General features: G+C 35.9%; 20 protein-coding genes and 1 pseudogene. 20 read left to right on the forward strand and 1 reads right to left on the reverse strand.

Annotated elements, in window-relative coordinates; genetic code table 11:
- Positions 1 to 10 precede the first annotated feature (10 nt).
- From flgL to ACN6MX_RS03715, 9 genes and pseudogenes are all read left to right on the forward strand, one after another.
- A complete protein-coding gene (gene flgL / locus ACN6MX_RS03675) occupies positions 11 to 880 on the forward strand; it encodes a flagellar hook-associated protein FlgL (protein ID WP_419961330.1) in 870 nt (289 codons plus the stop codon).
- Between the two features lie 55 nt (positions 881 to 935).
- Entirely contained in the window at positions 936 to 1490 is a 555-nt protein-coding gene (locus ACN6MX_RS03680) for a DUF6470 family protein (RefSeq protein ID WP_419961331.1), read from the forward strand.
- An 18-nt stretch (positions 1491 to 1508) separates the two neighbouring features.
- A complete protein-coding gene (fliW, locus tag ACN6MX_RS03685) occupies positions 1509 to 1946 on the forward strand; it encodes a flagellar assembly protein FliW (RefSeq protein WP_419961332.1) in 438 nt (145 codons plus the stop codon).
- A gap of 4 nt (positions 1947 to 1950) precedes the next feature.
- Positions 1951 to 2163 (forward strand): carbon storage regulator CsrA, encoded by a 213-nt coding sequence (csrA, locus tag ACN6MX_RS03690; RefSeq protein ID WP_419961333.1) that lies wholly within the window; start codon positions 1951 to 1953, stop codon positions 2161 to 2163.
- A gap of 186 nt (positions 2164 to 2349) precedes the next feature.
- Complete coding sequence (locus ACN6MX_RS03695; RefSeq protein WP_419961334.1) at positions 2350 to 3981, forward strand: flagellin; 1632 nt, start codon at positions 2350 to 2352, stop codon at positions 3979 to 3981.
- Positions 3982 to 4716: 735 nt separating this feature from the next.
- Positions 4717 to 5124 (forward strand): annotated as a pseudogene (locus tag ACN6MX_RS03700) (RES family NAD+ phosphorylase).
- Between the two features lie 335 nt (positions 5125 to 5459).
- Positions 5460 to 5741: a JAB domain-containing protein gene (locus tag ACN6MX_RS03705; protein ID WP_419961335.1), complete on the forward strand. Its 282-nt coding sequence runs from the start codon at positions 5460 to 5462 to the stop codon at positions 5739 to 5741.
- A gap of 1401 nt (positions 5742 to 7142) precedes the next feature.
- Positions 7143 to 7997, forward strand: coding sequence for a hypothetical protein (locus ACN6MX_RS03710; protein ID WP_419961336.1), 855 nt, complete (start codon positions 7143 to 7145; stop codon positions 7995 to 7997).
- A gap of 1 nt (position 7998) precedes the next feature.
- Positions 7999 to 9486 carry a hypothetical protein gene (locus tag ACN6MX_RS03715; RefSeq protein WP_419961337.1) on the forward strand — a complete coding sequence of 496 codons (1488 nt, stop codon included), beginning with the start codon at positions 7999 to 8001 and terminating at the stop codon, positions 9484 to 9486.
- 132 nt (positions 9487 to 9618) lie between these two features.
- Here ACN6MX_RS03715 and ACN6MX_RS03720 read toward each other — a convergent pair whose 3' ends face one another.
- Positions 9619 to 10425: a DNA endonuclease gene (locus tag ACN6MX_RS03720; RefSeq protein WP_419961338.1), complete on the reverse strand. Its 807-nt coding sequence runs from the start codon at positions 10423 to 10425 to the stop codon at positions 9619 to 9621.
- A 256-nt stretch (positions 10426 to 10681) separates the two neighbouring features.
- Between ACN6MX_RS03720 and flaG the strand changes: the two genes are divergently transcribed.
- From flaG to ACN6MX_RS03775, 11 genes are all read left to right on the forward strand, one after another.
- On the forward strand, positions 10682 to 11050 hold the full coding sequence (flaG, locus tag ACN6MX_RS03725) for a flagellar protein FlaG (protein WP_419961339.1): 369 nt from the start codon (positions 10682 to 10684) through the stop codon (positions 11048 to 11050).
- A gap of 15 nt (positions 11051 to 11065) precedes the next feature.
- The gene (locus tag ACN6MX_RS03730; protein ID WP_419961340.1) at positions 11066 to 12571 is read left to right on the forward strand and encodes a flagellar hook-associated protein 2; all 1506 of its coding nucleotides are present in this window, start codon (positions 11066 to 11068) and stop codon (positions 12569 to 12571) included.
- A gap of 46 nt (positions 12572 to 12617) precedes the next feature.
- Positions 12618 to 13019, forward strand: coding sequence for a flagellar export chaperone FliS (gene fliS / locus ACN6MX_RS03735; RefSeq protein ID WP_419961341.1), 402 nt, complete (start codon positions 12618 to 12620; stop codon positions 13017 to 13019).
- A complete protein-coding gene (locus tag ACN6MX_RS03740) occupies positions 13016 to 13369 on the forward strand; it encodes a hypothetical protein (protein ID WP_419961342.1) in 354 nt (117 codons plus the stop codon). Before fliS ends, ACN6MX_RS03740 begins: the two co-directional genes overlap by 4 nt.
- 67 nt (positions 13370 to 13436) lie before the next feature.
- Complete coding sequence (locus ACN6MX_RS03745) at positions 13437 to 13823, forward strand: hypothetical protein (protein WP_419961343.1); 387 nt, start codon at positions 13437 to 13439, stop codon at positions 13821 to 13823.
- A 256-nt stretch (positions 13824 to 14079) separates the two neighbouring features.
- Complete coding sequence (locus ACN6MX_RS03750) at positions 14080 to 14835, forward strand: NlpC/P60 family protein (RefSeq protein WP_419961344.1); 756 nt, start codon at positions 14080 to 14082, stop codon at positions 14833 to 14835.
- A 24-nt stretch (positions 14836 to 14859) separates the two neighbouring features.
- Entirely contained in the window at positions 14860 to 16548 is a 1689-nt protein-coding gene (locus tag ACN6MX_RS03755; RefSeq protein WP_419961345.1) for a methyl-accepting chemotaxis protein, read from the forward strand.
- 155 nt (positions 16549 to 16703) lie between these two features.
- A complete protein-coding gene (locus ACN6MX_RS03760) occupies positions 16704 to 18386 on the forward strand; it encodes a methyl-accepting chemotaxis protein (RefSeq protein ID WP_419961346.1) in 1683 nt (560 codons plus the stop codon).
- A gap of 138 nt (positions 18387 to 18524) precedes the next feature.
- A complete protein-coding gene (locus tag ACN6MX_RS03765; RefSeq protein WP_419961347.1) occupies positions 18525 to 20207 on the forward strand; it encodes a methyl-accepting chemotaxis protein in 1683 nt (560 codons plus the stop codon).
- Between the two features lie 577 nt (positions 20208 to 20784).
- Positions 20785 to 21216, forward strand: a complete 432-nt coding sequence (locus ACN6MX_RS03770) for a hypothetical protein (protein ID WP_419961348.1) — start codon at positions 20785 to 20787, stop codon at positions 21214 to 21216.
- A gap of 140 nt (positions 21217 to 21356) precedes the next feature.
- On the forward strand, positions 21357 to 22250 hold the full coding sequence (locus tag ACN6MX_RS03775) for an Rpn family recombination-promoting nuclease/putative transposase (protein WP_419961349.1): 894 nt from the start codon (positions 21357 to 21359) through the stop codon (positions 22248 to 22250).
- The last annotated feature ends 183 nt before the right edge of the window (positions 22251 to 22433 follow it).

The raw sequence follows: 22433 nt of genomic DNA on the forward strand, positions 1-22433 counted from the left end.
GGAACTAAATATGCGTGTAACCCAATCAATGCTATCAAATAATATGCTTCGGAACTTATCGAATAGCTATAATAAAATGGGAAAACTCCAAAATCAAATTGAAACAGGTAAAAAAGTGACTCGCCCTTCTGATGACCCAGTAGTGGCTATGAAGGGAATTGGCTACCGAACAGCATTAGACAAAGTAGAACAATTCCAACGTAATATAGGAGAAGTAAATAACTGGTTAGATAGTTCGGACGATGCTTTTGATAAAGTAGGTGCAGCATTGCAACGTGCTAACGAACTAGCGGTAAAAGCCGCAAGTGATACAACAACAGATGATGATCGGAAGAAGGTTCAGAGTGAGTTAGATCAACTAAGACAACATATTCAAAACATCGCTAACACAAAAGTTGGAGACAAATATATTTTTAGTGGAACTAAAACAACCACACCTTTATTTGATGAAAAAACGGGTGGATACCCGACAACGAACACAGATGCATTTAATAAAGACGTGGAAATAGAAGTGTTCGATGGGATAACACTTAAAGCGAATACAAATGCAATAGATATATTTAAAAATATCGATCAAATGTTTCAAGATATAAAAGACGGAAATGTAAACTACAGTGAGGCTATCGGAAAAATTGACGGACAAATGAATGAAATATTAACAACACGTGCTGACATAGGAGCTCGTCAAAATCGTGTGGAACTTATGAATGATCGATTGCAATCACAAGAAGTAATTGCGACAAAACAAATGTCTGAAAATGAAGACGTGGATATGGAAAAAGCAATTACTGAGATGATTACACAAGAATCGATTCACCGTGCAGCCCTTTCAGTAGGAGCTAGAATTATTCAACCAAGCTTAGTAGACTTTTTAAGATAATAACAAAAGCGTTTGGACAACTTGTTCCAAACGCTTTCTTTAAAGGGGTAGCAAAATGAATATTCCCAAACTTCAAGTTCAATCAACAAAAGCGCAAATCAATTTAAATATACAAAAACCAGTGCAACAAATTGAGCAACCAAGTGCCAATCTAGATATTCAACAACCTAAAGCAGTACTAACGATGAAAACAACGAAACCACAACTTTCCATAGACACGGAGCAAGCCCGGGCAGATGTCGATTTAAAAAGCCTAAGAAGAAGAATCGAAGACTTTGCGGCAGAAGGACAACAAGGTGTATCAGATGGCATCGCCAGACGTGCGCAGCAAGGCACCGAACTGATGAAAATCGAAAATGGAGGGAATCCGATTAAATCCCACGCTCAACAAGCGGGAAGGCAACCATATTCTGGCATAGCAATTAAATTCGTACCTTCTTTCGGTAGCGTAAAAGTAGACTATCAACCAGGAAGTATTGATATTCAAGTAGAACCTCAACAAGTGATTAATAATACAACAACCAATAAGCCAATTCACAACTATACACCTGGAAAGGTGACGGTGGAAATGCAAGAACACTCTTCCATCAAAATAGATTGGCTTGTATAAATAGATAGGAGAAATTATATGAATCTCAGAACAGCATATTCAGGAGAAGTAGAGATTGATACTGCCCAAATACTTAAGTTCGACCATGGAATACCAGGCTTCGAAGCTGAAAAAGAATTCGTGCTACTTCCAATAGAAGATAATGAGGAGTTTACTGTCCTACAATCAGTTCAAACAGAAGCACTGGCATTCATTGTGACAAATCCTTATAACATCACGGTAAACTATAATATTGAACTAGACGAAGCAACGGTGCATGCTCTTCAAATAAGAGAGCAAAACGAGGTTGCAGTTTTTGCAATTGTATCGTTGAAAGAAACAATTGCGGAATCGACCATAAATTTAAAAGCACCTATTATTCTAAACACATTCAATAAAAAAGCTAAACAAGTAATCTTAAACAACGAAGATTACAGTATTCGTCATCTTATATCTTCAGAAAGTCAAACGAGGTGATTAAATGCTAGTATTATCCCGTAAAGCTGGGGAAACGATTTGGATAGGGGAAGACGTTGAAATCGTAATCTCAGAAGTAAAAGGAGAACAAGTAAAAGTAGGAATTAGAGCACCAAGAAATATAGATGTAATTCGTGGCGAATTAAGACAGGATGTGTCTACATCGAATACAGAAGCAGTACTAAAAAATATCGACATTTTCAAACCAAAGAAGTAACGAATTAATAAATCGACAAAAAGATTCAAAAAAGTTTATAAAACTATTAAACAATGGAAAAACATTCCGATACTATCTATGTAAGCAAGAAAAACGGGGTCCGGCCGGCTCGGTTCTCTTGTCTCATACAAAAACAAAACACTGCTCACAAGGAAGTGAGCAACACATTCCAAGGAGGAACTAATAATGAGAATTAATCACAACATCGCAGCGCTTAACACACACCGTCAGTTGAATGCTGCATCAACTAACCAATCTAAATCTATGGAAAAATTAGCTTCAGGCCTTCGTATCAACCGTGCAGGAGATGACGCAGCTGGATTAGCGATCTCTGAAAAAATGAGAGCTCAAATCCGTGGTTTGGACCAAGCATCAAGTAATGCACAAGATGGTATCTCAATGATTCAAACAGCTGAAGGTGCATTGAACGAAACTCATTCAATTCTTCAACGTGTACGTGAACTTGCTGACCAATCAGCAAACGGAACAAACACTGCTGATGACCGTAAAGCGATTCAAGATGAAGTTAAGCAATTAAAAGAAGAAGTTGACCGTATTGGTAATACAACTGAGTTTAATACTCAAAAATTGTTAAATGGTAATCTACAATCTGCTGGAGCTACTGTTGGTGCTAACGCTACCAATGGTTCCAATGTTTTAACTCAAACATCAGCAAAATTAACTGCTCAAGCTGATTTTGATGCTGTTGATGGAAGTGGTATTACTCTTACTACTAAGGATACTATTAAAATTGATAATGTTGAAATTAAAGTTGATTGGGATAAAGGATTAACAGATGCTGAAAAGACTCTTTTAACAACTGATTATACCGGCGGAACGATGACTGATTCCCAAAAGGATGATATTAAAACTGCACTTAATAGAGTATTAAACGATGCTGTTAGCTCACATAATGCAGCAAATGGTACTTCAGTATCAGAAGTTAAAATTTATGAAGCTGGCGGTAAGTTAGTACTTGAGAGTGGTTCTAAGGGACAAACATCTACATTAGATACTACTAACGCTGCTGTATTAGGTACCTTTGTAGATGCTGCAGCTAGTACAATTGCAGGAAAAGACAATCTTACTACAGCTGTTCCAGCTGAAAAATTATCATTTGAAGTAAATGGTGTGAAATTACAAACTGCAGCATTAACTGCGGCACCAGCTGGTACTGATGCTACGACTGTAGCTACTGATATCCAAGCGAAAATGAGAACAGCAATTGATACTTACAATAATGGTGCTGGGTTAACTAAAGGTATGGATGGATTCATAGATAAAGATACGCTATTTGTTGAAGCGAAGGATGGTCATTTCTCTATAACTTCAACTTCTGGCCCAGTAACATTTAACGAATCCGAAGGCTCAACTTTAGTTAAAGACCTTGGATTAAGTAAAGCACAAACTGAGGCATCAGGTAACGGTGGTATGACATTCCAAATCGGAGCAAACAAAGGACAAACAATTACTTTTGGTGTTAATGATATGCGTTCTGCGGCTCTTGGTATTGCAAATGTTGATGTTTCATCACAAGCAGGAGCTTCATCTGCTCTAGATAGTTTAGATAAAGCTATTAAAACTGTTTCGTCAGAACGTTCAAAATTAGGTGCTGTTCAAAACCGTTTAGAACACACAATCAACAACTTAAGCACATCTTCTGAAAACCTAACTGCTGCGGAATCTCGTATCCGTGACGTTGACATGGCGAAAGAAATGATGAACCAAACAAAGAATTCTATTCTTTCCCAAGCAGCACAAGCAATGTTGGCTCAAGCGAACCAGATGCCTCAAGGAGTTTTACAACTTCTTCGATAATCGATTCAAGGGCGTCTTACTTGGTAACGGGTAAGAGCATCACTGGGTGAATTGCTGGAACTTCCTTAAGTTCACTTTCCTACAACGCAGTTGGAAACGGCAAACGTGAATGGTCGAAAAAAAGTGAAATTGGATAATCAGCAGCCAAGCTCCTACGAGGAAACTCTGGAGAAGGTTCAACGACTAGGATATACTGTCTAAGGCATTAGCTATGACAATGAAATCCGTAGGGTGGCAATAGCCATTCGAAGTGCCCAGCCCCTACAAGACCACTTGAGGGTGAAGATATAGTCTATTCTATGATCGAAAGACATAGTCGCAAAGCAAGCGAACCAACAACCACAAGGCGTACTTCAATTATTACGTTAATCTGGTTAAAAAACGCGGTCCGATATTCGGATCGCGTTTTTATATAATATTAACGGTCTGTATTATCCGTTAGAAATGAAGGCAAGTATAAATTATTTCTTATTTTAAGTTAAAGGTAGGTATATTCATGATTTATGTTTCAACAGATGATAGTCTTATGGGTATATGGAAAGAGTTTACAGACAAATTTAAACTCGATAGATTTTTTATATCTCCAAATGGAGATTTATTTGATCATTAATTGAAGCAAATTATGGAACAAGATGGATTGGCCTATATAGACCCAACTCAAACATTTTTTCGTGCGCGAATTAATGAAAAAGATAAACCCATGGAAAATAAGACCTAAAAGATCCCCCAGCAAATATAGCTGGAAGTGGTCGACTAAATCCCAAGCACATACCGGTAATGTATATGGCATACGATGAACTGACAGCGGTGGCTGAAACACGTCCATATGTTGGAGCACATGTAGCGGTAGCAAGTTGCAAAACCAAAAGAAGGTTAAAAATCTTAGATTTATCTGACGATCATAATAACAACGAGAAGACAAATAACTTCAGAAGATTAATCAGCCAACTTTTTTCATAACCATATGGTCCACATGAATCAGAAAAAAGTTATGTTCCTACTCAGTATTTAGCAGAGTATATCAAGAACAATGGTTTTGACGGAGTGATCTACGCCAGTGCACTCCATAATGAAGGTCTTAATATTTGCGTATTTAAGCCTGAAGAAATTATAGATAGATTATCTAAAGGAAGTAATAGTTAAAAAGGTCAACATTGAAATTGAATAAATATTAGAAAATATCCCTGTGTTAGAAACTATTTTGGAGATTAAATACAAACTAAAGAGAGTTAAGTTAAACTATCAATCATTAGTGTTTCTTTATCTTTTTAAGGCAAACGGGGAAAGAAGATTGCACCCGAAAGTCCGCCTATTCGAAATTAGTGTGCTTGGAAGTTACGAAAAGGGAAACGAATACATCACCATTAATATCTGAATAATCAGATATATATTCTAATCATAGAAGAACTAGCCTTAACATCTAATACAGGTGTTAGGGCTTTTGTGTTTTTATGAAACTATTTAAGGAGGAATTAATCATGGAAGAAAACCAATCAAAGGCAGTACCAGCAAAACGTGTAGATATTCTGTCACTTCGAATGGTAAAGGAAACAAGTTTACTTTACAAGGATCACACTGTACGAAGTCCAGCAGATGGTTATAAGTTATTCAAGCAATTCTTAGGTGAGTTAGACCGAGAGTATTTTGTGGTGATGTGTTTGGATGTGAAGAATCAACCAAGAGCAATCAATGTGTGTCACATTGGGAGTTTGAACGCAATAGTTTTGGGTACCAGGTACTTACACAATTCGCAAAATTAACCCATGCAAAATAACGTTTTATACGAAGATTCCACGATGCATCGCATAGAGGCAACGGATGATGTATTAGAAGTCCCTTTTATCGAAATGAATAATTGTTTGAGTATCTGGTACCTTTTCTTACTTGGATAAAAGAAATGATCTAATTTAAAATGGAAAATTTTGGGGTTAAATTTACATGGAATGTAGAATCTGATAGTTTTGATAGGGACAATCCTGAATCAGATATTATTTGGAGCTATGTAAGGATTTACTTATACGTAAGTGTTCATTTTCTAATTTAATTATAAAATGAGATCGATCATACAGCCTTTGCAATAGGTTGTAAGGTCGATCTCATTATTTGTACCTAAATACTAAAATAATAATAAATCCATGTATCTATGCTTCTCCATTAATCCTCAATGTCTTATTAGTAACTACCTCACGAAATAAAAGACTTCAATTGCTATTAATAACTTCATTGTTAGTTTGCTTAAATGCAGCTCAATAAAAAGAGTTACTTTCAAAGTATATCCCTCCAATCGGAGGTACAAACAAAATAAGATAGTAGTATTATGCTCAAATATCCAATAAATTATTCATAATTATAGTTCGTGAAGCCTCCATATGTCAGAAACACTTTCTATTGTTTCATATCATTGAAATAACTGTGATATGAACATTAAGTTTTTTTGACAAGGAAAATGTTCAATGATTCAACGCTTTGATTAAAGAAAATAAATGCAAAGTAGTCGGCATAAAAAATAGATTGTACTTTATTTAGCACATAGGGGAGCGACTATATTATAATAGTCGCTCCCCCCGATTTTTACATGACCTTTTATAGCTTGTTAACTAAGACTACAAGTAGCAAGACGAGCGTCAGATATAAAATAATAACTTTATCTATACTAAACATTACTACCCCTCCTTATAATTTTATTAATACCGGGGGGGGGAGTCGCCTTGTTCAGTTTTAGCCAATTTAAAAAGAAATTATACAGATAACTCTCATTGCATAAAAAAATAGAATTCCAGACTCTAACACAATGATTAATCATGAAAGATAACAGTTTCTATAATAGTTTTGAAATGTATTTCGTGTTGGCATATTAAAAAAAATCCCTTTAGTTCGAATGTTATTTATTTAAATATTCAATTATCTAATACCATACACTTATGCGCACTGCTCTTCCTACTACAGAAGTTGAATGAATTAAATCTCAGCTTGTTTCCTCATTTTCGCATGATGCTCCCAACCTCCATAAGTTTTTCATATATCCTTGAATTAGTTCTTTAGATCTTTAATGAAATAGATACAAATACCTGGAATGAGGATATAATAATATACAAATAGTTTCGTATACATAAATCGGATGCATGAAATTATTCATACAAAAGTGATGAGGAGCAACCTACATGTTAAATAGCACATTAAAGAAAGAATCTGTTGCTAAGCTAAAGCAGGAGGTAAGCGATTATGAGTTGGCAGCTAAAAGAGCACAAAACCACGCAATCAGTTTGCATAATAATCGAACAATCGCTGTGGATGTCATTAAAAGTGTAGAAGACTATGTAAATACCTTGACAAATACTCCGAAGGAATTTGTTCAAGAGTTTGCACAGATAAATATTAATACAGCCAGTTTTAAAGTATTAAGTGAAATTACATATGATGAAAAGACAATGATAAAAATTGCGGGTGGGGGTTCAGCGGCTGGGGTGGCAGCTGGAGTCGCTACAGCTGCAATGGCACCTGCTGCAGCAATGGCTATCGCAACAACTTTTGGAACGGCTTCAACTGGTGCAGCTATTTCTGGTTTATATGGAGCCGCAGCTACAAACGCAGCGTTAGCTTGGTTAGGTGGTGGCGCCGTAGTTGCGGGAGGAGGCGGTATGGCTGGTGGAAGCGCTTTGCTGGCATTGGCGGGTCCAATCGGTTGGGGAATCGGAGCAGCTAGTTTATTGGCAGGTGGCGTTTTTGCAAGTAAAAAAAATAGAGAAGCCGCTATCAAAGCAGATAATGAACGGATTAAAATTAATAAGGAGAAGCGAAAGTTACAAGCTACCACTTTGGAAATTTCTAAACTCCTAAACTCTACAAAAAAGCTTACTACTCAGTTGAACCAATCTATATTGCAGTTTGTCACTAATATAAAGGATATTAAATCTTTTTTACAATTCTCTCAAGACCAACGTGATGAAATACGTGCAATCATTAATAACACCGAAAGTTTATCGAAATTGTTTATGAAGGAAATTGGGGAAAATTAATATGACTAATGTTTGGAAAGATCAAATGATTGCAGCTGGAGTTGGTGGGTACAACGACTGGAAAAGCACTTCACTTGCAAAACAAGTGGATACAATTATTCATGAAAGATTGCAGCAGCAATCTACTCAAAATGATAACTTTGAAGCTGCATTATCTCAAGTTATGAAGATGCGTCAATTTTTATCATCTCCAAGTAATATACTTGGTTCAGAAAGAACTAAACATGGTGAAATTGCAGAGCACTTGGAAGTAAATATTCGTAATGCATGGGCTGTATTACGAGGACAGGAAAAAGTGGCTACTTTTGAAGGGGTAGGTAGAACAGCCCCAGAAGATTTCATATTGAATGGTTTAAAGTATCAATTGAAGTTTATTAACGGAACGAATAATACACTTTCTCATGTATTGGAACATTTTAGTAAATACCAGGATAACTCAATGAATTATTCTATTCCTAATGATCAGTTCCAAGTAATTCAAGCAATTAGAAATGGACAAATACCAGAAGGACTTAGCGAAAAGACGGCAAGAGCTATACAAAGCAAAATTGAAAAGATTGAACTAACATCAGGTCGTCCCTTCAATGAAATCGTAGAACCGTCCATAGCGAATTATGATGAAGTTCAGTTGGGTAAAATAAGTGAAACAGTCTCAAAAAGCCAAGAAGAGCTTATAAATGAAAATCAAAAGATACAGGATACAATCGAAAAAAATTCAGATAAAAAAATCAAAACAATAGAAGCGGATAAGGGGCCATCAATAAGTGAAGGAGCAAAAGTAGCAGGCACTGCAGCTGCGATAGGGATAACTGTAAAAGCAGTTACGGGTATCTACTCAAAAGTAAAATCTGGCAAACGTTTAGAAAACTTCGATGCAGACGATTGGAAAGAGATAGGTTTGGACTCTGCAGTAGCAGGAGGTAAAGCGGGTCTTGCAGCTGTAAGTATATATACGTTAACGAACTTAGCCGCTATATCAGCACCATTTGCTGGAGCTGTTACAAGTGCTGCTATGGGAATTACCTCTCTTGCAACAGATCAACGAAGAGGAAAAATCGATATGGATGAATTTGTCACTCAAGGCCAAATCCTCTGTTTAGAAGCAGGGATTGCTGCTATTGGCGGTGCGATTGGTCAGACGCTAATACCTGTTCCTATCATAGGTTCTATTTTAGGAACGGTGACTGCCAATTTAGTGTGGGGATTAGCGAAAGGTAAACTTGGTAATAAAGAAATGGAATTGAAAGCAAAATTAAACGCTTACGCTGACTCGCTCCTAGTCAAAATAGACAAGGCCTATCAAGATATTATTGAAAAGATTGAGAAGCAATATAAACGTTTTGACTCGCTAATTGAGGCTGCATTTGATTTCCAAGCTAACGCTGCTACATTGGCAGCAGCATCTGTAACCCTTGCACGAGAAGTTGGCGTTGAAGAAAATAAGATTTTAAAAAATGATGCAGATTTAGAGGCGTATTTTCTTATTTAATACATCCTAATTAAAAGTAACTGGTTCTCTAATAATTCCGAATAATTAGAGAACCGGTCACCTTTCACTCAGTTTATCGACGTAACAAAACTCAGTCAGAAATATTGGGCTGCGTTCTGTTATTTTTAAACGTTAACTTTTTTGTAAATCACTCCATTTGTACACCACGGACCAATAACTTCTATGTAATATATCGCTAATAACTTTGTCAGTGAATCTGAGCGATTTCAGTATGATGAGTAATTCTATTTCATCATCTGAATATGCTTTGCTACGTGTACTTGAGCTAGTTATTATATGATAAAATGGATATTTAGTTTTCCATTTAATAAATTCTTTCGTGAAGCGATAATTCCAATTTGTTTTATAAAACATGGAAGGACATTCTAAAATTACAGAGCGTATAACTTGAAGGAATTTAAAAGTTTCATTCACGCTTGTTGTTTTGAGTACATAGCCAAACCCATCTTTTCGTTTACTTAAAGAAAGGTTTACCTTGAAATAAATTGAAATATGTTCTTTTAAAATTTCTAAGTCTGGTTTTGTAAAAGATTGTAGATAAAGATAAATATGCGGTGTTAAGTATACTTTCTTTAATCTGTGATTTATTCGATAAGAAATGGACAAGGAACCGTCGTCCATATAAAGTGTAGCTAAAAAAGAAGGTAAAATACAATCCTTTAAAATCTCAATTGGTAAACGTTTTATACGACTGTCACTATAAAAAAGTCGTTCTAATTCAGTAAATATAGGCAATGATTTTGAAAGTACTTCGTTTTTCTTTCGATTAAAATAAAGTAATCCTTCTAGTTTGTTTATTTTCCATTGTCGGTAGAGCAACTGTCCTTCTCCAAAATGCTCCCGATAACAACTGTTTTTTCTTCTAGTTGCCGTAGTTATCTTCGCAAGGGTTCCATCTCCTAATATACTAGCTAGCAAAATATTATACTGTTCTTCTGCAAGCAACTCTTTATATAATCAGATTTAAACTCCCTCCCTCCTATTAATAGAGCGTTTGTTCTTATTATAACATCTTTTAATATTTTTGTTGCTAGCAATAATCTTAATGATTCCTTTTGTCTATTTTTCATATGGTTATTAAAAACATTTATTCACAACCGATATAAACAATAAGATATATATTCACAACCGATATAAACAATAAGATATATATTCACAAGGGGGCAAGACCCGTATGGTCAATCGAATAACTGATTCTGTTGTAAATATTCCACCCAATTCAACTGTAATAACAACTGATGTCGAATCAGTTGTATCCACTTCTACTCAATCTGACTATATTCCAATATCAAAGGAAAGTGCTGAACAAGAGTATTTACCTGCCGAAAAAGCAAAGAAAATGACAGATAGTATGAATCGGTTTATGGAATCGACTAATACAAACTTGCGATTTCAATACCATGAAGAATTACAAGAGTACTATGTAACGATTGTAGATTCGAAGACAGATGAAGTAGTGAAAGAAATTCCTTCCAAAAAACTTATGGATATATATGCAGCTATGCGTGACTTCCTTGGAATCTTAGTCGATCACAAAATTTAGAGAGCAGGTGGACCTATGCGTATTACGGGATTAGCTAGTGGTATGGATACAGAAACAATGATAAAAGATATGATGAAGGCACAGCGTATTCCTTTAGATAAAATAATGCAAAAGAAACAATACATGGAATGGCAACGAGATGATTATCGAGCAGCGAATAAAAAACTATTTGATTTTCGCAACTTAACAAGTGATACAATGTTGCGTCAATCTACTTATATTCAAAAGACGGTGACTAGTTCAGCTCCAGACGAAATTAGTGTAAAAAACGTAAACTCGACAAGTGATTTCACTGGTAAAATTAAAGTGAAACAGCTTGCAGAAGCGGCCACTATGCAGAGTACTGACCGAATTTTAGCTCCTGATGCTGATTTAACAAAAAAATTAAAAGAATTGGACCCTTCAATGGTACCATCTTCTTTTACTATTAAAGCTATAAAGGCAGATGGAAAGTTAGATCAAGATGGTTATGAAGTGAAGATTGATGAAAACTCCACTATGCAAAGTGTATTGAATGACATTAACAAAAACTCAGGTGTCAATGCTTTCTATGATTCTTTTACTGGAAAGATGGCTTTTACTGCAAAAAATAGTGGAGAAATAGCAAATACGCTTGATCAAGATGGAAATATTATTAACCCACCAGAAATTGTAATCGAGGAAGATACTAAAAACTTCTTGAAATTTGATACAGCAGTATCGACAGAAGGTAAGAATGCCATATTTGTTTACAATGGTTTAGAAACTCAGCGTCAATCCAACACCTTCCAAATCAATGGGTTCGAAATCACATTGAAAAAAGCAAGCGAGACGGATATTACGTTTAGTTCAGCTCCAGACACAGATAAAATTCTTGCATCAGTAACTAAATTTGTAGATGAATATAATAAATTGATCGAGAATTTAAACAGTGAGATACGCGAGAAAAAATATAGAGATTTCCAACCTCTTTCTTCTGAAGAAAAAGCAGATATGAAGGAAAAAGAAATCGAACTTTGGGAAGAAAAAGCAAAGAGTGGGACACTTCGGAATGATAGTGTTATTTCTAGTGCATTAAGCCAATTACGTTCTGCTTTAAATTCAGCTGTTGGTGGAGTAAGTGGTGCAGATAGATTAAGTGAAATAGGAATTACAACTTCAAGTAACTATATGGAAAATGGGAAATTAGTGATTGATGAAGCGAAATTGCGTAAAGCAATTTCAGATGATCCTAACCAAGTGTATGAACTATTTGCAGCAGATGGTGCTACGGATTCGGAAAAAGGATTGGCTAGAAGATTAGTCGCTACTGTGGATGATACGCGTAAGAAAGTTATAGAAAAGGCTGGTACAGATACAGCAGTAAACACTACTTTCTCACTTGGGCGTACATTAAAAGGATTCGATGATCAAATTAGTCGATTTGAAGACCGTCTACAAATGATTGAAAGTCGCTATTATAAGCAATTCTCTGCCATGGAATCTGCAATATTACGTGCAAATAACCAGTCTTCCTATTTGATGAATGCATTTAGCAGCTGACAATAATAAATAAGTTACAAGCGTTACAAAAAAGAGGAGTGTTATTATGGCTGTAAATAATCCATATCAAGCATATCAACAAAATAGTGTGACTCAATCTACACCTGGTGAGCTAACACTTATGTTATATAATGGCTGTTTGAAGTTTTTGAACCAAGCGAAAAAAGGTATAGAAACAAAAGATATTGAACTAAAAAATACGAATATCCAAAAGGCGCAAAATATTTTACGCGAGTTAATGATTACTTTAGATCCATCACAAACTATTTCTCAATCAATGGCTAGTTTATATGAATATATGATTAATCGCTTAGTAGAAGCAAATATAAACAATGATGCTGCTCTTGTGGATGAAGTATATGGACTGACAACTGAATTTCGTGATACATGGAAACAAGTTATTCAAATAAATCGCCAAAAACAATACGGCTCTACGGGTGAAGTATGATTCGAGAGAGTCTAAATGCTTGGAGAAATGTTACGGAACAATTGGTTCACATTTTAGATGAGCGAGAAGAAGGAAAGCGAGATGCTATTATTGCACAAATAGAAGAATTATTAAACCAAAGAGACTTTTTACAACCTTCCATCCAAGAACCTTTTACGGAGGAAGAAAAGACATTTGGACAAGCGCTTCTATCATTAGAAAAGATTCTTCAAGCAAAGTTAAAAGTGTATATGAAAGATATACGTATAGATATTTCTGACCAACAAAAAAAGAAAGTTTCTGTGCATGCGTACATGGACCCGTACAATCAAGTATTCCGTGACGGTACTTTTTACGATAAGAAAAAATAAACAAACCGGCATTAGCATCTGCTCGTGCCGGTTTGCTTGTATTTACATATGAATTGGAGTTTTTAAAATGACAACCTTAACAGAAGATCAAGTACAATTGGTTCGAGAATACACAGCAATGCTCCAGAATGTTGATGAGGCATTCGAGTACGTTATTGCTAGTTTTACAGATTACTCAAAAACAGAAGGCGACCTTGTGTTAAGTGACATTCTTACTGCTTTTGTTCAAATTATTCAAGTGAATGATGATTTGACTACTATTTGTCATGAGAATAAGGAAATAAAAAATTCTATTCTTGATTTTCCAAACCTTGTTGAAGCAGCTGGAAAATTAGACGGTATATTTGAAAAGTCTCAGGAAAAACAAGAAGTAGTACAACAAGAACTTTACCCGGCATATAAGCAGTGGTATGAATCTATTTATCCGCAACTAGTTGTATATACACAAGTATAAGTTCTAACCCAATGATAAATTCATTGGGTTATTTTCTATACTAAACCCAAGATTCAATTAGTTGCCGTTCATCATTCACTTAATTATCCTTTGAATATATGAGTGAACAATCATTCATGTCGTTTTAGTTGTATTTCTCACCTTATTTACGTACTGATATTCCCCGGGAAATTAAATAAAAATTATAATGTGAAAATTTAGTTTCAATGTTATGATGATATTAATAGATAAGTAGTTAAATAGAAGGAGGGTCTATATGTTCAAGAAAGTGCTTATAGTAACAGTTTTACTTACTTCATTTGCAACAACTGCTAGTGCTAATGCCTTGTATGAAGTCAAAAAAGGGGATACATTAACGAAAATAGCTAAGGTAAACAAAGTAGCTATCAATGATCTCCGTTCATGGAACAAGCTGACAAAGGATAGTATTTTCATCAAACAGAAATTAATCGTTAATAAACCCATTGTTGCGACTAAAACACCAGCAAAAGTAGTTGCTGCGAAACCTAAACCTGTGATAGTTACGAATACGCCTAAACAGGAAATCGAAGTTTCACCGATTGAAGTAAAGGATGCTCAACTATCCACCGCACCAATTATGAAACAAGCAAATAATTTATCTATTAAAGGACAAGCCATATATTCTTTAATGATAGACTTGTCAAAATATTTAGAAGGTATTCCGTACTTATATGCTGGTAATACGGCTGATGGATTTGACTGTAGTGGGTTTATTTATTTCCTTCATGCGCAGGCAGGGCTAGATATTACGAGACAAAGTAGTGAAAGTTATTTTGCCCAAACTGCTAATGTGGTACTTCCAGTTGTAGGGGATCTAGTGTTTTTCGAAAATACATATAAACAAGGAATCTCTCATATGGGAGTTTACTTGGGAGATAATAAATTTATCCATGCTGGGTCAAAAGGGGTGGAAGTGGCAAGTTTAGAATCCACTTACTGGAAAGAACATTTTGTTTCGTTTAATCGATTCAATTCATTAACTGTAAATTAAAGCAGAAGCATAGGAGGATATGGCATGAAATGGACTATTGCTAAGAAAATGTGGCTAGGGTTTGTTGTTATTCTTGTGTTATTAATTGCTGTGTCGAGTTTATCGATTATGACCTTAATGAATAATAGTGAGAAATATCAATTTTTGTTAGATGATCGAGTAGTTAAAGTGAATCTTGTTAAGGACATTGAGATATCTCAAAAAGACACAGCAAGAGCGTTAATGGATTTTTTACTATTTAATACCGATGCAGCGAGACAACATGTAGAGGAGAACCAGCAAAGAACCAATGAGTTATCTGCTGAATTGCGCAATAAATTGTTTTCACCAGAGACATTAGATATGATAACTGAATTTGAAAATAAAAATGATATGTTTGCTGCTATAAATGCAGATGCCATTAAGGCGAAAATAGAGAAAGATACTTCAGCGGTCAATAAATTCACAGCAAATGCTAAAGAAACGAATACCGGTGCGCTAACAGTATTAGGGGGAATTGAACAGTATTTACAAGCTGATATGGATACGACAAGAGAGGAGCTTTCTAGCTATGAGGCTGGAGCAAAACTTTTTGTTATCGTTTTAGCTATATCGGGAGTTATTCTAGGAATTCTTTTAGCCTATTTCATCAGTAGAAGTATTTCAAAACCTGTGAAACGTGTTACTGCGGGCCTTACAGAAATTGCAACTGGCAATTTAAATGTAGAGCCTATAGTGATTAAAAACAAAGATGAAGTAGGAGAAATGGCTTCCGCTTTTAACACAATGTCTAAAGACCTACGCGGGATAGTTTCTGGAGTTCGAGATTCTTCCATGCAGCTTGCCGCTAATGCAGAGGAACTTTCGGCTAGCTCGGAAGAAAGCTTGGCATCCTCTCAAATGGTTGCGAAATCTGCGGAAGCTCAAATGGTATCGAGTGAACAGCAAGTGCACCATATGGATTCATCGGTTCAGTCCTTGACGGAGCTATCGCAAGGTATCGGTCAAATTTCTGTTAGCAATGAAGAAATGTTACAGGCCGCAAATGATGTGCAAAAACTAGTCTATACAGGTTCTAATGTTGTATCAGATGTAGCTAAACAGATGGATACTATTCACACTACATTCAATGATACGACTATTATCATGCAAAATATGGCGAAGCATTCTAATGATATTCAAACTGTTACTGCTTTAATAACCGATATATCCGAGCAGACGAATTTATTAGCGTTAAATGCAGCTATTGAAGCAGCGAGGGCTGGTGAATACGGCAAGGGCTTTGCGGTTGTAGCAGATGAGGTACGTAAACTCGCAGAGCAATCTAAGAATTCTGCTACGGAAATAGCCTCTATGGTGCAACTGATTCAAAGTGCTTCTGGAAATGCTGTTCATGCTATTACAGCTGGAGGCGAAAAAGTGGAAGCTGGTATTGCTAAAACGACGGAATCCTTAAGAGTATTCCAAGGCATTGAAGAGGCTGTTGGAGAGGTTGGTCTTAAGGTGGAATCGGTTTCGGCAGCTATTGAACAAATTCAGGCAATGGCAGAGTCCGTTTCTCAGGGTGCGTTAGAAGTACAAAGACTCGCAACGCTTGCAGCAGACGGCGCTAGTGATACAAGTGCTACAACCGAGCAGCAAATAGCAGCGAACGAAGAAATTTCGTCCAATGCGCAGGCGCTAGCAGATCTTGCTGAAGCGTTACAAAATAATGTTAGTCATTTTAAAATATAGTTAAATCTGTCAATCCTATGTCGTTTTATATGACATAGGATATTTTACTAAAATAAACCAAATTATATATGTCCAAATACCCCTGTGTTATGTATAATGATATAGTTACATTAGAATTATATGAAAATAATGGATATAGGAAAAAGGGGATATATATGAAATTGACGATTTCAAAAAAAATGTGGTTTGGTTTTAGTGCGGTACTACTATTACTGGTACTTACAAGTGTTATTACTCAATACGGAACGAAAACTTTAACGAGTGAGTATAAGGATATTCTGAATGATGATATGGCAAAGATTGATCTAGTAGAGGAAATTACTGTTATTCAGAAGGATATGGCAACTGCTGTATTAGAATTTGTTATGTTTGGTAAAAGGGAGGCTGTCGATAAGTTTGATGCTGAAATAGAGAAAGGCTCAGTTGCAGCAAGAACTTTAATCGAAAAAGCTACAGATGCAGAATCTGTTAAGTTAATGAAGGATCTTCAAACGGAAACAGTAATGCTATTTGAAAACAATAATAAGATTATTGAGTTGAAATCGGCAAATAAACCTTTTGAACAATATGCTGCAAAATCTTCGGAAATTAATACCGGTGTCCTTGGTATTTTAGCAGAATTACAACAAATTCAAGAAGAAAATTTGGCAGATACAATAGTAGAATTAGACAAGCGTGAAGCTAACACATCGAAACTACTAATTATTATAACTATACTGGCAATTATTAGCGGTATTTTGATTTCTTATTTTATCGGAAAATCTATTTCTAAACCTATTCAAAAGGTTACAGCTGGACTTGAGGAAATTGCTAAGGGTAATCTAGCAGTTGAGCCGATCATTATTAAAAATAAAGATGAAGTCGGTGTAATGGCAACGACGTTTAACAAAATGTCGAATGATTTACAGCAAATTGTATCCAGTGTTCGTGACTCTTCTATGCAATTAGCAGCAAATGCGGAAGAACTTTCTGCAAGCTCAGAAGAAAGTCTTGCATCTTCTCAAATGGTAGCGAAGTCTGCGGAAGAGCAAATGATTGCAAGTGAAGAACAAGTAAAGCATTTGGATTCATCTATGGATTCAATGGAGGGCTTACAACAAGGCGTATCAGAGATTGCATCTAGCAATGATGAAATGCTACAAGCGACGGCTGGCGTGAAAACACTCGTAACAAAAGGTTCCTCAGTCGTTTCTGAAGTAGCTGACCAAATGGAAACAATTCACACTACCTTCACAGAAACAACTGAAATTATGAAAAACATGGCTAAACATTCAGACGAAATTCAAAACATTACGTCTCTTATTACCGATATTTCTGAACAAACGAATTTACTTGCATTAAATGCGGCAATTGAAGCTGCTCGTGCAGGTGAATACGGTAAAGGATTTGCCGTTGTTGCAGAAGAAGTACGTAAACTGGCGGAGCAATCGAAGAATTCTGCATCAGAAATCGAGTCGATGGTTCAGTTAATCCAATCTGCCTCTGGATCAGCAGTTAAAGCTATAACAACTGGTGGCGATAAAGTGGAGCAGGGTCTTGCAAAAACAACAGAATCTCTTAATGTTTTCAATGAAATTGAAACTAGTGTTGAAGATGTAGTTCAAAAAGTAGAATTAGTATCATCTGCCATTGATCAAATTCAAGAAATGGCTCATTCTGTTACAGAGAGTGCCGGGAAAGTACAAAAAATTGCGGCACATGCTGCGGATGGCGCAAGTGATACAAGTGCTGCTACTGAACAACAATTAGCTGCAAACGAAGAAATTTCATCAAATGCACAATCTCTAGCAGATTTAGCAGAGAAATTACAAAATAAAGTAAGTCATTTTAACCTTTAATTTACAGTGACTCTAAATCGCAAGCTGGATTTAGAGTCTTTTATTGCTTAATAAATACAATATTTAGAAAATAAATATAGTAAACTTTCAGCTTGTATAATTATATTTGCCTAGCAACTAGTAGAAAAGGGGATAATAATGAAACTTACAATTTCTAAGAAATTATGGGGTGGATTTTCAGCAGTACTTGTTTTATTAATAATAGCGAGTGCCCTGTCTATGTATACAACATATGACATAACGAATAGATATGATTCACTAATCGATGAGGAAATGGAACGTGTGTCTCTTGTCGAGAAAATGGAAGTAATTCAAAAACAAATGTCGACTTCCGTGCTAGAATTTTTGATGTTTAATAAACTATCGTCTGTAGAGAAACTAGAAGCCAATTATAATGAAGCAATAGAGATTACAACGTCCCTAGCAAGTAGTATTGACGATTCAGCTTCCATAGAGTTAGTAGAAAAATTACAGGAACAATCCAAACAACTTTTTGAAGCAAATAATGAAATGATCGAATTAAAAAAAGTAAACGGTATGTACTCAAAGTTCGCAGCTCAGTCCACTCAGCTTAACCTCGGGATTAGTGATATATTAGTGGAACTAAAAGCTGCTGAAGAAAATAATGCTGATCAAACAAGAGAAGAACTAAATACATATGTTAAAAATGCTAATATCGTTACATTAGTATTAACGATTCTTAGTGTTATAGTCGGTGTCCTTGTATCTCACTTCATCAGTAGAAGTATAGCTAGACCTATTAAGAAAGTGACGAATGGGCTCGCAGAAATTGCAGATGGCAATTTAACGATAGAGCCGATTGTTATTAAGAATAAAGATGAAGTTGGGGACATGGCAACAACGTTTAACAAAATGTCGAATGATTTACAAAGAATCGTGTCTGGTGTCCGCGATTCATCGATGCAGCTAGCAGCAAATGCTGAAGAACTTTCAGCAAGCTCTGAAGAAAGCCTTGCTTCCTCACAAATGGTCGCAAAATCTGCAGAAGCTCAAATGGTAGCAAGTGAAGAACAAGTGGGACAAATGAGTGCCTCTATGCAATCTATGACTGGATTACAAAACGGGGTAACCCAAATTGCTTCTAGTAATGACGAAATGTTAAAAGCTACGGATGGTGTGAGATCACTCGTTACACAAGGGTCCTCCGTCGTAACAAGTGTAGCTAGTCAAATGGACACCATTCATGCAACTTTCACTGAAACAACAGAAATCATGAAAAACATGGCAAAGCATTCCAATGAAATCCAAAATATCACATCATTGATTACAGATATTTCCGATCAAACGAATCTGCTAGCATTAAATGCAGCAATTGAAGCAGCTCGTGCTGGAGAATACGGAAAAGGCTTTGCAGTAGTAGCAGAAGAAGTGCGAAAACTAGCAGAGCAATCCAAAAACTCAGCCTCTGAAATCGCATCAATGGTACAGTTGATCCAAGCAGCATCCGGTTCTGCAGTCAAAGCAATTACCTCAGGCGGAGATAAAGTAGAAGAAGGCCTGTCAAAAACAACGGAATCCTTAAGCGTCTTCCAACAAATCGAAACAAGCGTAGACGACGTAGTACAAAAAGTAGAATCCGTCACAACCGCAATAAGTCAGATCCAAGAAATGGCTAGTTCCGTAACCGAAAGTGTCCAACAAGTCCAAACACTGGCAACACACGCTGCAGACGGTGCAAGCGACACAAGCGCCGCAACCGAACAACAACTAGCAGCCAACGAAGAAATCTCATCAAACGCTCAGTCCCTAGCCGATTTAGCAGAGAAACTTCAAAACGAAGTAAGTCATTTTAAAATATAACAAGAAACGACTCCTATTTGTAATAGCAATAGGAGTCGTTTTTTTGCATAGGGAGCGAAGTGTTGCGCATAACGGCTATAATGTTGCGAAAAAGGCACATAATGTTGCGCAAACCGGATTAAACGTTGCGCAAACCGGGTAAAACGTTGCGAGAAACAAGAAAGTTGCGCAAACGGGCTATGATGTTGCGAGAAAGGCACCTAATGTTGCGTAAAAACGAAAAAGGTTGCGCAAACCGAGTTAAACGTTGCGAGAAAAAAGAAAGTTGCTCATGCAGGATATGACGTTGCGAGAAAGGCACATAATGTTGCGTAAAAACGAAAAACGTTGCGCAAACCGCGTTATATGTTACGCAAAATTCTCCTTTCGAACCATCCTCAGTTGGAACCAATCTAATCGATAAAAATATCTATCACAATACATGTTTAATTCCTGCAATAGGGAAGACCTTACTGATTATAAAATGAAACTAGGGAGTGCCTTTATTTTTGTCTAAAATTATCTTTTATTATTCTAGAACTCGTCACAAAGTTTCAGGTGAAAATCAAGTATACTTGCAGTAGGGAGTTGTTTCGAAATGTATACATTCATTATTTTCATACATGTGATTAGTGCAGTATTATCGATTGGTCCATTTTTTGTTCTATTTCCTTTATTAAATAGGATGAAAGGTAAAAATAAAGAGATGATAGATACATCATTAGAAGTGTTTCAAGCAGCAATTCGGCTTGTCAAACACGCGGGTCATGTACTTGTTGGATCGGGGATTCTTCTGGTATGGCAGGGACACTGGCCATGGACAACCTCGTGGGTGATTATGACGATTGTAGTGATGGCAAGTTCTATAGTATTTTTAGCAAGAGCATTTAAACCAAATATACGTGAATTCCAAGCAGGTTCGATTGATTTAGATAAGCTCATAAAAAAATTAAAGTCGGCCGTGTGGAAATATATCTTCTTGTTATTAATCATGCTATGGTTCATGGTTGCAAAACCTAGTTTGTGGTAATAGATACCCCTTTCTCGAAATGGAGAAAGGGGTATCTTGTTTTTACTAATAATAATAATAATAACTGAAAATTCGAATATTTTATTTGATAAATAAGAATATATGTTCTATAATCAAAAGAAATGAATGGAGAGATTCGCGTGGTATGTTTAATTCGAGAGGATAAAATGGTCTACCGCACAGAGTTATTGGATTTGAGGAATGATTTTGTTTTTAAGTCTTTTTTTATAAGAGCTAATCATTTGTTAATAGATTTCTTGAACACGATTTTAGATTTTACGATTGTAAAAGCGGATTTAATTGATTCAAATTTAGAATTAATGCATTCAGATGATAAATTTTCCATGATGGATTTGAAAGTAGAGACGGAAAAAGGGGAACGCATTAATATTGAAATGCAATTGCAAAGTCATGAAGCATTCCCAGAAAGAATGCTTATGTATTGGGCAAAAATGTACGCTACACAAGACAATAAAGGAAAATCCTATAAAAAGTTAAATAGGGCAATTCAAATTATCGTAACTGATTTCAAACTCTTGCCTAAACCAAATTATTATAGTAAATTTCAAATAATAGATAGCGAAGACGGAACCGTTTTTTCAGAGCATTTAGAGCTGTATGTCCTGGAGTTACCAAAATTAAATGTTAGTCAATTAAAGCAAATAAATAAGCTAGAGAAGTGGTTACTGTTTTTAAAAGCTGATCAGAAAACAAAGGAGGCATTAGCGATGGAAAGTTCAGTGATGAAAGAAGCATGGGACGAAATCGAACGTCTCAGTCAAGACCCAAAAACCGTAGAAATTGCCTTGTCCCGTGAATTTTTTCTAAGGGATCAATTGCAAAGGGAAGAAGATGCATTAAATAAGGGCCATAAATTAGGAAAAGAAGAAGGCAGAGAAGAAGGCAGAGAAGAAGCTAAAGTAGAAGTAATTCTTTCGCTCTATGGTTCAGGGATATCCGTTCAAAAAATTGCTGAAGCAACTACCTTCTCAATTGAGAAGGTAGAAAAAATTATTGAAAATAAATTCAAGTAAAAAGGAAAAATCATTTTGCACACAGTGCGAAATGATTTTTTTATATAGATAAGAAACTACAATGTCTGACGATGTTTCACGTTAACAAGCAATCGAATTGTGGTTAACCACATTAAATTGCAATAATTCGTCAAGAGATTTTGATCCAAGCTGTAACTTGGTTTCCACATAAAGATAAGCGTA

The sequence above is a fragment of the Psychrobacillus sp. BM2 genome (genome assembly GCF_048572895.1).
Classification (GTDB): Bacteria; Bacillota; Bacilli; order Bacillales_A; family Planococcaceae; genus Psychrobacillus.

Excerpts from the sequence above, each read along its gene's own strand:
- flgL (WP_419961330.1), top strand. The coding sequence starts at position 11 with ATGCGTGTAACCCAATCAATGCTATCAAATAATATGCTTCGGAACTTA.
- ACN6MX_RS03680 (WP_419961331.1), top strand. The coding sequence starts at position 936 with ATGAATATTCCCAAACTTCAAGTTCAATCAACAAAAGCGCAAATCAAT.
- fliW (WP_419961332.1), top strand. The coding sequence starts at position 1,509 with ATGAATCTCAGAACAGCATATTCAGGAGAAGTAGAGATTGATACTGCC.
- csrA (WP_419961333.1), top strand. The coding sequence starts at position 1,951 with ATGCTAGTATTATCCCGTAAAGCTGGGGAAACGATTTGGATAGGGGAA.
- ACN6MX_RS03695 (WP_419961334.1), top strand. The coding sequence starts at position 2,350 with ATGAGAATTAATCACAACATCGCAGCGCTTAACACACACCGTCAGTTG.
- ACN6MX_RS03705 (WP_419961335.1), top strand. The coding sequence starts at position 5,460 with ATGGAAGAAAACCAATCAAAGGCAGTACCAGCAAAACGTGTAGATATT.
- ACN6MX_RS03710 (WP_419961336.1), top strand. The coding sequence starts at position 7,143 with ATGTTAAATAGCACATTAAAGAAAGAATCTGTTGCTAAGCTAAAGCAG.
- ACN6MX_RS03715 (WP_419961337.1), top strand. The coding sequence starts at position 7,999 with ATGACTAATGTTTGGAAAGATCAAATGATTGCAGCTGGAGTTGGTGGG.
- flaG (WP_419961339.1), top strand. The coding sequence starts at position 10,682 with ATGGTCAATCGAATAACTGATTCTGTTGTAAATATTCCACCCAATTCA.
- ACN6MX_RS03730 (WP_419961340.1), top strand. The coding sequence starts at position 11,066 with ATGCGTATTACGGGATTAGCTAGTGGTATGGATACAGAAACAATGATA.
- fliS (WP_419961341.1), top strand. The coding sequence starts at position 12,618 with ATGGCTGTAAATAATCCATATCAAGCATATCAACAAAATAGTGTGACT.
- ACN6MX_RS03740 (WP_419961342.1), top strand. The coding sequence starts at position 13,016 with ATGATTCGAGAGAGTCTAAATGCTTGGAGAAATGTTACGGAACAATTG.
- ACN6MX_RS03745 (WP_419961343.1), top strand. The coding sequence starts at position 13,437 with ATGACAACCTTAACAGAAGATCAAGTACAATTGGTTCGAGAATACACA.
- ACN6MX_RS03750 (WP_419961344.1), top strand. The coding sequence starts at position 14,080 with ATGTTCAAGAAAGTGCTTATAGTAACAGTTTTACTTACTTCATTTGCA.
- ACN6MX_RS03755 (WP_419961345.1), top strand. The coding sequence starts at position 14,860 with ATGAAATGGACTATTGCTAAGAAAATGTGGCTAGGGTTTGTTGTTATT.
- ACN6MX_RS03760 (WP_419961346.1), top strand. The coding sequence starts at position 16,704 with ATGAAATTGACGATTTCAAAAAAAATGTGGTTTGGTTTTAGTGCGGTA.
- ACN6MX_RS03765 (WP_419961347.1), top strand. The coding sequence starts at position 18,525 with ATGAAACTTACAATTTCTAAGAAATTATGGGGTGGATTTTCAGCAGTA.
- ACN6MX_RS03770 (WP_419961348.1), top strand. The coding sequence starts at position 20,785 with ATGTATACATTCATTATTTTCATACATGTGATTAGTGCAGTATTATCG.